The organism is Paenibacillus sp. FSL M7-0134, from assembly GCF_038007865.1.
In the GTDB taxonomy this organism is placed as follows: domain Bacteria; phylum Bacillota; class Bacilli; order Paenibacillales; family Paenibacillaceae; genus Paenibacillus; species Paenibacillus polymyxa_B.
In genome coordinates this window covers 2,746,628-2,758,586 of sequence record NZ_JBBOXV010000001.1, presented here as the reverse complement: position 1 = coordinate 2,758,586, position 11,959 = coordinate 2,746,628, and the positions used below count along the sequence as shown (strand labels likewise).

Sequence of the window (11,959 nt, the reverse complement as noted above, 5' to 3'; positions counted from 1 at the left end):
CTTATTGCTGTAATGACAGAAAACGGCGAACAGTTCGCCGCTTTCCCTTTTATTGCTCATTTATGAAGTAACGATACTAGTTTGGGCTCCAGCCGTTCCCTCCTGCTCTGACTTCTCCTGTGCTTCGCGTTCCCTGTTCAACGCTTGTTTATCAAGCGTTCTAAAGAACGGATAGTAAATCAACATACAAACGGGAATGAGCAAAAGCTGTGCAGCTGCAAGTCTCCAGCTCCCCTCAATAAAGCCAAGAGCAAAAATCGGAGTGCCAAATGCCGGGTAAATTCCGATGGGTGCGGGCAGCAAGCCCGCAGTTGTCGCAAAATAACCGAGGACGGCGCAGACGATAGGAGAAATGATAAACGGAATAGCCAGGAGCGGATTCAAAACAACTGGAATTCCGAAATTGAGTGGCTCGTGAATCGAGAAGAAAGTCCCCGGAAGGCCGAGCTTGCCAATCGTGCGTAATTGCTTGCTCTTGGCCAAGAAGACCAGCAGGAGAGCGAAGCCCAGCATCGGCGCATAGTTTGAGAAGATATACCAGAAAGCCAGCCCGATAATGTTCGGTAGCGGAGCTCCCGCCTGGAAAGCGTCGAGATTGGCAAGATCCAGGCTCATCCAGATCGGTTTGACGATGGCAAGCGTTACGATTGCACCGTGGATTCCGAACATCCAGAGCACCTGCATAATGATGAGGGCGACAATCATAGCCCCCAGTGATCCACCCAGTCCTTCCAGTGGCACTTGCAGATAGGTATAAATAAACTCATGGACCGTACCGAATGACGTATGCATGAATAGACCGGAAACGATAACGAATACCATAGCTACGAGTATCGCCGGAATTAATCCTGAGAATGTTTTGACAACGGTAGGCGGTACTCCTTCGGGCATTTTAATGGTCCAGTTGCGATCGACAATCCAGATATACAATCGGGAAGCGAGCAAGCCAACCAACATGGCGACAAACAAACCCTGCGCACCGAGCCACTGAAGTGGAAGCGCCCGGACTTTATCGAATGTTTGGATCGGCGTCAAAATAAGAAACGAGAGCAGTGCCGTTGCTGCGGGAACCAGTGGGTCCTTGTCAAAAGATTGCGCCAGTCTGTAGGCAATGAAGAAGACTGCATAGAGGGCGACGATGCCAGTTGTCATCGTCGATCCTAATCCGATAATACCCTTGATGGGTGCGATGAGGTTCTGGTAAGGCTCCCAGGCAAGTGCGGAGAAAAGCGTCGAAAATGCTCCAATAATCAAAAAAGGAAGGGTGGACATCAGTCCATTTGATATAGCGCTCATATAGCGATTTTGCTGAATTTTCCCAGCGTATCTTTGCAATTTATGCGATAGTTTTTTTTCGTTAGCCATATTCCTTCAACTCCTGTTTTAGAGTTTCATCTGTTGAACAATAATCTAGAGAGCGCTTCCATTTGAGGAAATCATATTTTTGTACCAATGGAAGCTGTTCTTGCGAATCCGCCGCAATTGTCTCAGGTTGAACTCATCCCGGTCAACATAGACGAATCCGTAACGTTTGCTTACTCCCTGGTGGGTGCTGACCAGATCAATTGCGGACCAAGGACAATAACCAAACAGCTCCACTCCGTCCGTAATAGCCAGCTGGCATTGCTCGATATGCTTGCGCAAGTAATCGATGCGGTAATCATCTCTTACAACATCGCCCTCTTCCAAGGAATCATAAGCCCCCAGTCCATTCTCGGTAATGATCAGCGGTAGCTGGTAGCGGTCATAGATCTTCCTAAGAGTAACACGCAGGCCTGCCGGATCAATTCCCCAGCCGAACTCCGTTCGCTCCAGGTACTCATTTCCACTCCCAGCAAAAACACCCACTTCTCCAACTGAGATTTGCTGATCTCCCATCCCGCCTTTTTCTACCGAATTCTGGGTACTGGCTTTGACCGTTGCAGAGCTGTAATAATTAAAAGCGATAAAGTCTGGCTTCGCGGCGGCCAGAATGCTCATATCCCCTTCTTGAATCTCAGGCGTATAGCCTTTTTCCTCGAAGTAACTCCAGACCAGCGTATTGTAACGGCCAAACACCGCCATATCAAGGTATAACCAATTGCGGATTGCGTTGAAGTTATCAGCCGCCAGCACATCTTCCGGACGCGAAGACGCTGGATATACGCACGAGATGTTAGGGGCCGGTGCCACTTTAGCTTCAGGTAACATTTCTTTGCACAGAATCATCGCCCTGGCTTGAGCCAGAAGCATATGATGATTTTGCTGATACAATTCCTTTTTCGGATTCTTCAGGTTCGGGTCCAACGTTCCCAAAGCGGAACCGTGCAAAATCATCATGTTTTGTTCGTTAATAGTTAACCAATATTTCACCCGGTCCCCAAAGTGTTCGAACAATGTCTTCGCATACGTTTCAAATGCGTTGATTGTACTACGGTTCGACCATCCGCCTTCTTTTTCCAAAGCTGCCGGAAGATCAAAATGATACATGGTCACGATCGGTTCGATCCCGTATTTTAATAACTCATCAATTAAATGGTTGTAAAACTGTATGCCTTTCGGATTCAATTCCCCTGTTCCCTGCGGATAAATGCGGGTCCAGGCCACCGAGAAGCGATAAGCCTTAAAGCCCATTTCTGCCAGTAAGGCAATGTCTTCCTTATAGTGATGGTAATGATCGCTTGCCACCTTATAATCAGTGATCTCTTCCCGGGGCGGACGGGTGTCAATAACAGACGGCCCTTTTCCGTCCTCGTTCCATGCTCCTTCAAACTGATAGGACGAGGTCGATCCACCCCATAGAAAATTGGAATCAAACGCTTTCAATTTATGATATTTCATTTAACACCTCCAATGAAAAAGTGTTGATCTATATGTACAGACGATTATAGATTTAAGGCTTCGGCAAGTACTTTTTCACCATTCATCATGCCATAATCCATTCTGTCGATTACGCTTACCTTGATGCCTTTAGGCTCGTATTTGGTTTTAAAATCGTCTTCCAAGTAGCCAACCTGCGGTCCTATCAGCAATACGTCCGTTTTGTCCGCATACTCTTTAAAAGAGCTTTCGGAAGTAGCTCTGATTTCAACCTCAACATTTTGAGCCTGTGCAGCCTTCTGCATCTTTTGTACCAACATACTTGTAGACATTCCTGCTGCGCATACAAGCGTAATTTGTTTCATTGGTTATTCCTCCCCGATAATGGTGTGATGGATACTGTTGCTTCGTAACGGTTCAATCTGCTGTAAAGTTCCACGATATGTCTCGCCAGATCCTTGGTCGTAATGGCAGACATGAGATGGTCTTGTGCATGCACCATTAGCAGTGTCACTTCATGAGCTGTCCCACCCGCTTCCTGCTGGATCAGTCGCGTCTGCGATTTATGCGCTTGGACCAGCTCGTTCTTGCATTCTTCAAGACATTCTGCTGCCTGCTCCGCATTACCCTTCTCGGCAAAGCTGATAGCTTCCATAGCTTTACTCTTCGCAATACCCGAATTTGTTATAAGTCCCATTATGATTTCCTGATACTCATCCATTGAATTCACCTCATGCATTTCATCTCTTTAGCTTACAGATTCAGTGTATACGATTCTTGCCGACTTCTAAACGCAACCCTTTTCCACTAGAAGCGGAAATGCTTACAATGGAAAAAAATAGAGAAGCTCTGCACGATGCTTGTTCAAAATCCAAGCAGATGTCGTGCAGAGCTTTATTTTAATACAGTTTATGTTTGACAATAATTTGAGCAAAATCCCCGTAGGTTTTGCATTCCAGCATTTGCTGGATAATATCCGAGTCGTCGAGTAGTCCCATCAGATGCTTATACATTTTCGCCGGAGGCTCGTCGCCGTTTTTGTTAATACTGAGCAGGCAGACGAACTGCACGGGCTTGCCGGACCAATCTATGGGAGATTTCAGTGTACAGACCGCCCATACCGTCCGGTTGCTTTGCGGAATAATAGGATGAGGAATGGCTATCAGATTTCCGTAAGCCGTAGGAGCAGCATTTTCCCTTTCCATCACCAATCCGATGAATCCCTCGGAAGAGCGGATCAATCCGGAAGCATGCATTCTTTCTCCCAAAAAAGTAATAACCTCTTCTTTTGTAGTAAAGTTATGTCTCAGAAATACAAGCTCTTCCATAATGTAGCGGAAAGTAAATTCGTTTTCATCCGTCAGCAGCTCTTCAATCTTATCGATGTCACCGCCGCCAAGCAGAGTCTGAACTACCACGACCGGAACGGATAATGTCTGCGGGATTGGAACTGTGCTTACCACAAAATCAATGCCATGCAAAGGAACCTGCTGCAACTTGTAATACTCGGTCGTGCCAGCAACCTCAAGCCTTTCACCGAACTTGCTACGTAGCTTGTAATACAGCAAGCGGGCACTTCCAACACCCGAAGTGCATACGACAAGGCAGCGTTTAGGTCTGTTGTTCATCTGCTGCCTTTCCATGGCGGCCCCGATATGAATCGCCAAATAACCCATTTCTGTCTCTGGTATGGTCAAATTCAGTTTGCTCTCGATTAACTTGGCACCTATGACCCCCGCCTGAAAAGCCAAAGGATAATTATTCTTCACATGATCCAGCATCGGATTACGGATATTCATCCTATATTTTACGCGGTTTAGCGCCGATTTCAGATGAAGACATATGCCCATTAACAGTTCTTGATCCCGGCTGATATTCAGGTTAAAGCCCCTGTCAATTTCAGCCAGCATTTCTCTGCCAAGCTCATAAATTCCCCGATCCAAGAGCTTCTGAGGCCCTGTCTCTTCTGTCTGTTGCTCCGTAACTCCCTCAAACCACTTGTTCCCGGCCAGATGCATGGCGATATAAGCAACCTCATCCTCCGGAAAGGTCAAATCCATTTGCTTTTCAATGTGGCTAACAATATGTTCAGCGGCTCGAAATTCCTCGGTAGCCCGAAAATCTTCCCTTTCATCGGAAAGCATCGCGACCCGGTTCCCATCGCGAATACGCTTGCAAGCTATAGCGATATGAATGGACAGGTTATTGAAGGCAACATCCGACAAAGTGACCCCGTGGTTCTGGATTTGCTCCAGAATAATACCTCGAATGAGTGTCATTTCCCAAGGGGTAACCATTCTCGATGCGGCCTCCACGCCCCCAGCCCTTTCTTCTTCAGAACGGTTGACGATGAATTCAGACATGCAGAAACGTAAGCGAACCTCGTCGCCCCTCAGCTTGACACCGTAATTCGGGCGCTTATCAATGCCGATTCCGTAAGCCTGTAGCATATGCTTAACCTCTTTGAAATCATTTTGTACGGTGGATTTGCTAATGTATAACTCATCCGCCAACTCTTCGAGCTTCAAATAATTTTCTGTAAGCAGGAGGCGCGAGATTAAATAACGCTGTCGGTATTCAGGAGAATTGGGATCATCCGGTTCGTTATACAGGAACAACTGCTGTAGGAGCGTACGAAAGCTGCGGTCGTCCGTGATTTTCAGTTCATACCCCCTTGAACGAACAGGCTGAATCGATGCTCCATGCTTGGCCAGAAATTCATCCAGTTCTCTGATATCGCTACGTACGGTACGTGAAGTAACCTGGATCAACTTTGCCAGATGCTCGCTGTTGACAGGAGTGTCCGCAGCCAGCAAATGCTGTAGAATCGAAACCATTCGCGTATTCATTCAAGGTGACCCCCCGTTCTTTTGTCAAAATCTATCCTCTACTCAGGCCTGCTCGGTTAGCTCGCCTTTAGGTACGAAAGTGGCAGGAGCAGCACAGGAATTGCGCTCTACAAATTTCGTATCCACTGTGATTTTTGCTGTAACCTGCGTTCCCTGCTCAATAGTATCGGTCAGGAGATCGACAGCCAGAACGGCCATTCTTTCTTTTTCTACATGAATGGTCGTTAGCTCCGGCGTAACAATGACCGATTCCGTAATGTTGTCAAAGCCGATAATTGAAGTATCCTGCGGCACCCGGATGCCAAGCTCGCTCATGGTCTTCATAGCGCTGATAGCAATATAGTCGCATTCGCAGAACCAGGCCGTCGGCAAAGTTTTCCCGCTCTCCAGATAAACGGTTAACTGCCGATTCAGATCCTCCTGCGAAGTAAGAATGGTTGGCGCTACAGCCAGCATTTGTGCCTCCGGAATCTTCAGCCCCCGTTCCATGAGTGCCGCCAAAAATCCGCGTTTACGTTCCTCAAAATTATGAATTCGTACATTTGAAGCAATATAACCGATTGAGGTATGACCCATGTCGCATAAATAAGCTCCTGCCTGATAAGCACCCATAACATTATTAATCTGGATAAATTGTACGGGAAGCGTATCAAAGCAGGTATCCAGCACAATCAGATTCGGCAGCTTGCCATGAATATCACTGATCTGCTCACGGGTCAGATTGGTTCCCAGAACAATGGTGCCTGCACTGCGTTTCTCCTCTGCAACCATCTGGATATCCCTCTGGAAAAATTCTACGTCGACCGTCGAGAAGATCAACGAATACCCTTTTTGTCGGCAACGTTCCTCAATAAACTGGATTAATTCTTTAAAAAATGGCTGTTGATAGTATTCCTCAAGGACAATGCCCGAATTTGTACACACGAGAAAAAGCAAGGACTTATCACTTCTTGAAGCCGTTATCGTCTTGCTTTTGGGACTGTATCCTGCCTCGTGGGCTACCTGGAGAATACGTTCACGCGTATCCGGGCCAATACCCGGCTTGCCGCTGAAGGCCAGTGAAACAGCTGATTTGGATACGTTGGCCAGCTTGGCAATGTCTTCCATTTTCATGCCCTAATTCTCCATTCTAAATAAGATGAACACAGCAGTGAAGTGAATAAATGAAGTTTACACCGATTTGAGATGCGATGCAATAATTAGCTGAATTTATTTATATTTATTTAGTTATTTTTTTAGTTTTTATAACTAAATATCACTAAATAATTAATTGACACCGTTTTAATTCGATGTTACTATGGCCTCGACATAGAAATAGTCATTGAATTTAGTTTTTACAACTAAACTAATTTGATTTTGTTTAGTTTATTTATTCTATTTTGTTCAGCAAATGTTGTTTATTCAAGTACAGAGGAGACATGATCATGAAGAAATTAAAGTTGGGTTATGCTCCGACGCGCCGATTTACGTTCAGCGCCGACGATGCCTTTAAGTACAAAGTGGAAATTCGCAAGAAAATTGAGAGTTTAGGCATGGATATCGACATTGTAGACCTGGAGGGCCTTAATGAGGAAGGCTTGCTGTATGACGACCATATAAACGCGGATTTAATTGCAAAGCGATTCAAAGAAGAAGAAGTCGACGCTGTTTTTTTCCCACATTGCAACTTTGGTACAGAAGATACTGTAGCTCGTGTAGGCAAGGCGCTCGGCAAGCCTGTCCTGCTGTGGGGACCGCGGGATGAAGCGCCGCTTGCGGACGGCATGCGCCTTCGCGACACCCAATGCGGTATTTTCGCCACAGGTAAAGTGCTGCGAAGATTCAACGTTCCCTTCACCTATGTAACGAACAGTTGGGTGAATGATCCGGTTTTCGAAAGAGGCTTTACCAACTTTGTGGCGGCCGCCAACGTCGTGCGCCAATTCAAGAGCTTACGCATTCTCCAGATTGGCCCCCGCCCCGCTTCATTCTGGACGATGATGTGCAATGAAGGCGAACTGCTGGAACGCTTCGGCATTGAGATTCATCCCATTACCATTGTCGACATTCAGCTTAGAACCAAAAAAATCGCCTCCAGCAATAGCTCAGAGCTTCTGGAAACGATGGATTACATTAAAGAAAAACTCGATTACAGTGAAGTGACCGAAGATGATGTAAGACGGATAGCCGCTTTAAAGGTCGCCATGAAATCCTTCGCCCGTGAGACGGGAAGCAGCGCTATCGCAATTCAGTGCTGGTCCTCTTTGCAGGATGCCATATCTATTATGCCGTGTCTGGCCAATGCAATCCTGACTGACGAACAAATTCCGGTTACTTGTGAAACAGATATCCATGGAGCCATTACTTCCATTATGGTGCAGGCTGCCTCCATGAACACATTGCCAACCTTCTTCGCAGATATTACTGTTCGACATCCTGAGAATGATAACGGCGAACTTCTCTTCCACTGTGGCAATTTCCCGGTCTCGCTCTCCGTAGAGAACAAACCGAAGTTACGCAAACATTTTCTCTTCGACGACCATTCTCCCGGAACTCATGAAGGCGAAATCCGCGGTGGCGGTATGACCATTGCCCGATTTGACGGCGACCACGGTGAGTACTCCATGTTCCTCGGGCGTGCCCGGGGTATTGAAGGTCCTTATACCCGCGGCTCCTACGTATGGGTGGAAGTAAACGATTGGCCGCTGTGGGAGGAAAAACTCGTAAAAGGGCCTTACGTCCATCATTCCGTAGGTATCCACGCCAATGTGATCCCGGCCATTTATGAGGCCTGCAATTATATACCCGGCCTGACGCCTGATCCGGTCGATCCCACGGAACAGGAAATTCAAAGCTGGCTTAGAGGATCCGATCTCGCCCGTAATAAGCGCCCGAACCTTCACGTTTGAGACGTCTAAAGCGACAAAGCCCATCCCTATAATACCTATCTTGAGGAGGACATTATGGAAATCCAGGAACTGAAAGTAAAAGCCGCACAAATCCGCATGGACCTGCTAACCATCATTCACCGCGCCAAAACGGGACATACGGGGGGATCGCTGAGCAATACAGACATTTTAACGGCTTTATATTATGAAATCATGAACGTTGACCCTGCTAATCCAAAATGGGATGACCGTGATCGCTTTATCGCCAGCAAAGGGCATTCCGTAGAATCTCTATGGTGTATTCTGGCCGACCGGGGCTTTTTCCCAAAAGAAGAGCTGGAGACCTATAGCCAGTTCGGCACCCGACTCATTGGCCACCCGAACAACAAGGTTCCAGGGATTGAAATGAACACCGGGGCCCTCGGCCACGGCCTGCCCATTTCCGTAGGCATGGCACTAGCTGCCAAGCGGGATGACCGTCCTTACCGTGTATTTTGTTTAATGGGAGACGGCGAACAGGCCGAAGGCTCCAACTGGGAAGCCGCTATGGCAGGCTCTCATTATAAGCTGGATAACCTGATCGGCATTATCGACCGCAACCGACTCCAGATCAGCGGTGCTACCGAAGAAGTCATGGGACTGGAGCCGCTGGAAGAGAAGTGGACTGCCTTCGGCTGGAACGTCGTCTCTATCAACGGCAACAATATGGAAGAATTGCTTAAGGCATTCAGGTCCGCCCCTGAAGTAGCCGGAAAGCCAACGTTAATTATGGCCAATACCACCAAGGGCAAAGGCGTATCGTTCGCCGAAAATGTCCCGGCATGGCATCACCATGTGCCTAATGATAAAGAGTTTGAGCTGGCTCTCACAGAGCTAAAGGCAACGATCGAAGAATTGACGCAGAAAGGGCAGGTGCATTAAGCATGAATAAAATTCCTAATCGCCAAGTAATCTGTGACACACTGCTGGAGTTGGCCAAAGACGACCGTGATATCATGGTACTGGCCAGCGATTCGCGCGGTTCTGCTGCAATGGCTCCCTTTGCCAATACGTTCCCGGAGCAGTTCGTCGAGGTCGGCATTGCCGAACAGAATATCGTAGGCATGTCTGCAGGCCTGGCCCACAGCGGTAAAAAACCGTTTGTGACTTCACCAGCCTGCTTCCTCAGTATGCGCAGTATTGAACAAGTCAAAGTTGACGTTGCTTATTCACGGACAAATGTGAAGCTCATCGGCATTAGCGGAGGGGTCAGCTACGGGGCGCTTGGCATGTCACACCACTCCGTGCAAGATATCGCAGTAGCCCGGGCAATTCCGGGACTGGCGATTGTCCTGCCTGCTGATCGTCACGAAACGAAGAAACTGACTGAAGCACTTGTAAAATATGACGGCGGCGTATACGTGCGAATCGGGCGTAATCCCGTTGAGGACGTTTACGAAACCGATGATTACCCATTCGAAATAGGCAAAGCTATAACTGTGAGAGAAGGCAACGACGTTACAATTATTGGTGTCGGTGAAACCGTGCGAATCGCACTCGATGCCGCCAAGGCACTCAACGACGAAGGCATATCCGCCCGGGTAATCAACATGCATACAATCAAGCCGCTGGATGAAGAGGCGATCATTACCGCTGCACGTGAAACTGGACGCATCATTACCGTTGAGGAACATAGCATTTACGGCGGTCTCGGCGCAGCCGTGGCAGAAGTTGTTGTGCAGAATCACCCGGTTCCTATGAGAGTGCTCGGCATCCCGGATGAGCCGGCGATTGCCGGTAAATCGGCGGAAGTTTTCCACCACTACGGCATTACGGGTGACAATATCAAACAAATTGCATTCGAATTGATTAATAAGTAGAGGGCGAAGCATATGGAGCACAATCAACAATATATATTGGCCATCGACCAGAGTACTTCAGGCACCAAAGCACTCCTTGTAGACCATCAGGGTACAGTAATCGCCCGCAGCGGGATGGAGCATAAGCAATATTACCCCCATCCCGGCTGGGTAGAGCATGATCCGCTCGAAATTTATGAAAATGTCAAAATAACGGCCCGCAGCGTATTGGAGCAAGCCTGCGTCCACCCGTCCGCACTAGCTGCGCTGACAATCACCAATCAACGCGAAACGGCATTGGTGTGGGATAAGACGACTGGTCAGCCAATATATAATGCTGTTGTCTGGCAATGCCAACGTACGGCGGACCTGTGCGCCGAGCTGAAGCAAGCTGGCCACGAAAGAACCATCCACGCCAAAACAGGGCTTATGCTTGACCCTTATTTCTCCGCTGCCAAGTTCAAATGGATCATTGAACATGCGGAAGGAGCTGCCAACCTGCTGGCTGAAGGGAGGCTACTTGCAGGGAACATGGACAGTTGGCTGGTCTGGAAGCTTACCGGCGGTAAAAACCATACAACCGACTTTACAAATGCCAGCCGTACATCGCTGTTCAATATCCACACGCTGGAGTGGGATGAAGAGCTTGCCCAGCTGTTCTCCGTTCCTTCTTCCCTGCTGCCTGAGGTTAAACCATCCGACGCTATTTTCGGATATACGGCAGATTGCGACCTTTTCAATGAGAAAATACCGATTTCGGGCGTCATTGGGGATTCACAAGGGGCATTGTATGGGCATCTGTGTTTCAAGCCCGGAACAGCCAAAGCAACCTTTGGCACGGGTACCTCTGTATTAATGAACGTAGGGAATCATCCGGTGGATGGCGGTGACGGACTTGTAACCGCTATCGCCTGGGGGGCCGGCGGAACTGTTACGTATGCGCTTGAAGCCATCATCCGGACAACAGGCGACAGCATCAAATGGACGCAGGACAACTTAGGACTGTTCTCTACCTTTGAGGAAATGCAGCGCTTAGTCGAAAGCGTTCCTGCAAACGATGGCGTCTATCTTGTGCCTGCCTTTGTCGGAATGGGCGCTCCCTATTGGAATCCCTACGCCCGGGCGGCAATTATCGGTATGAACCGTGGAACTGGCAAAGGACACATCGTCCGGGCTGCGCTGGAGAGCATCGCTTACCAAGTACGGGACGCTATAGAGTTTATTCAGGAACAGTCCGGGATTGAGTTGGTCGGCCTGCGCACGGACGGCGGGGCTTCCTCCAACACTTGGCTGATGCAATTTCAGGCCGATATTCTGGGCAACCTTGTGACCCGATCCACATGTGCCGAGCTGTCGGCCATGGGTTCGGTCTATCTCGGTGGGCTCGGCACAGGCTTTTGGTCCGATCCAGAGCAAATCGCTTCCAATCTTAAAATGTATGAAGCATACGAACCAAAGATGGATGAGGCTACCAGAGAGAAATATTATACTGGCTGGCAGCGGGCTGTTCAGTCTGTATTGCAACAACAGCATGAATCTCCCGTTTTATAAATAATCTCTGTACTCCACTCCTCATATCTCCCCAATACAAACCAAACAAAAAGGG

At 48.2% G+C, this 11,959-nt stretch carries 10 protein-coding genes; 4 read left to right on the top strand and 6 right to left on the bottom strand.

Annotated features, from left to right (window positions below; genetic code table 11):
• Positions 1–60 precede the first annotated feature (60 nt).
• From NSQ58_RS12275 to NSQ58_RS12250, 6 genes are all read right to left on the bottom strand, one after another.
• Complete coding sequence (locus NSQ58_RS12275; RefSeq protein WP_341057521.1) at positions 61–1,365, bottom strand: PTS sugar transporter subunit IIC; 1,305 nt, start codon at positions 1,363–1,365, stop codon at positions 61–63.
• Positions 1,366–1,410: 45 nt separating this feature from the next.
• The gene (locus tag NSQ58_RS12270; RefSeq protein WP_341057519.1) at positions 1,411–2,820 is read right to left on the bottom strand and encodes a glycoside hydrolase family 1 protein; all 1,410 of its coding nucleotides are present in this window, start codon (positions 2,818–2,820) and stop codon (positions 1,411–1,413) included.
• Positions 2,821–2,864: 44 nt separating this feature from the next.
• Positions 2,865–3,164, bottom strand: a complete 300-nt coding sequence (locus NSQ58_RS12265) for a PTS sugar transporter subunit IIB (protein ID WP_023989371.1) — start codon at positions 3,162–3,164, stop codon at positions 2,865–2,867.
• Entirely contained in the window at positions 3,161–3,520 is a 360-nt protein-coding gene (locus NSQ58_RS12260) for a PTS lactose/cellobiose transporter subunit IIA (protein ID WP_023989372.1), read from the bottom strand. Before NSQ58_RS12260 ends, NSQ58_RS12265 begins: the two co-directional genes overlap by 4 nt.
• Positions 3,521–3,698: 178 nt before the next feature.
• Positions 3,699–5,648, bottom strand: coding sequence for a BglG family transcription antiterminator (locus NSQ58_RS12255; protein WP_028540520.1), 1,950 nt, complete (start codon positions 5,646–5,648; stop codon positions 3,699–3,701).
• A 42-nt stretch (positions 5,649–5,690) separates the two neighbouring features.
• Positions 5,691–6,761, bottom strand: coding sequence for a LacI family DNA-binding transcriptional regulator (locus NSQ58_RS12250; RefSeq protein ID WP_023989374.1), 1,071 nt, complete (start codon positions 6,759–6,761; stop codon positions 5,691–5,693).
• 311 nt (positions 6,762–7,072) lie between these two features.
• Here NSQ58_RS12250 and NSQ58_RS12245 point away from each other — a divergent pair, with 311 nt between their 5' ends.
• From NSQ58_RS12245 to glpK, 4 genes are read left to right on the top strand one after another with little or no spacing between them, the layout of a single operon-like run.
• Complete coding sequence (locus NSQ58_RS12245; protein WP_068941454.1) at positions 7,073–8,536, top strand: L-fucose/L-arabinose isomerase family protein; 1,464 nt, start codon at positions 7,073–7,075, stop codon at positions 8,534–8,536.
• A gap of 54 nt (positions 8,537–8,590) precedes the next feature.
• Positions 8,591–9,436 carry a transketolase gene (locus NSQ58_RS12240; protein WP_025718384.1) on the top strand — a complete coding sequence of 282 codons (846 nt, stop codon included), beginning with the start codon at positions 8,591–8,593 and terminating at the stop codon, positions 9,434–9,436.
• Between the two features lie 2 nt (positions 9,437–9,438).
• The gene (locus NSQ58_RS12235; RefSeq protein WP_076264801.1) at positions 9,439–10,374 is read left to right on the top strand and encodes a transketolase family protein; all 936 of its coding nucleotides are present in this window, start codon (positions 9,439–9,441) and stop codon (positions 10,372–10,374) included.
• 12 nt (positions 10,375–10,386) lie between these two features.
• A complete protein-coding gene (gene glpK, locus NSQ58_RS12230; protein WP_076264800.1) occupies positions 10,387–11,904 on the top strand; it encodes a glycerol kinase GlpK in 1,518 nt (505 codons plus the stop codon).
• Positions 11,905–11,959 lie beyond the last annotated feature (55 nt).

Bases quoted from the DNA above. Each gene is read 5' to 3' on its own strand.
- NSQ58_RS12240 (WP_025718384.1), top strand. From the start codon at position 8,591: ATGGAAATCCAGGAACTGAAAGTAAAAGCCGCACAAATCCGCATGGAC.
- NSQ58_RS12265 (WP_023989371.1), bottom strand. From the start codon at position 3,164: ATGAAACAAATTACGCTTGTATGCGCAGCAGGAATGTCTACAAGTATG.
- NSQ58_RS12235 (WP_076264801.1), top strand. From the start codon at position 9,439: ATGAATAAAATTCCTAATCGCCAAGTAATCTGTGACACACTGCTGGAG.
- glpK (WP_076264800.1), top strand. From the start codon at position 10,387: ATGGAGCACAATCAACAATATATATTGGCCATCGACCAGAGTACTTCA.
- NSQ58_RS12255 (WP_028540520.1), bottom strand. From the start codon at position 5,648: ATGAATACGCGAATGGTTTCGATTCTACAGCATTTGCTGGCTGCGGAC.
- NSQ58_RS12245 (WP_068941454.1), top strand. From the start codon at position 7,073: ATGAAGAAATTAAAGTTGGGTTATGCTCCGACGCGCCGATTTACGTTC.
- NSQ58_RS12270 (WP_341057519.1), bottom strand. From the start codon at position 2,820: ATGAAATATCATAAATTGAAAGCGTTTGATTCCAATTTTCTATGGGGT.
- NSQ58_RS12275 (WP_341057521.1), bottom strand. From the start codon at position 1,365: ATGGCTAACGAAAAAAAACTATCGCATAAATTGCAAAGATACGCTGGG.
- NSQ58_RS12260 (WP_023989372.1), bottom strand. From the start codon at position 3,520: ATGGATGAGTATCAGGAAATCATAATGGGACTTATAACAAATTCGGGT.
- NSQ58_RS12250 (WP_023989374.1), bottom strand. From the start codon at position 6,761: ATGAAAATGGAAGACATTGCCAAGCTGGCCAACGTATCCAAATCAGCT.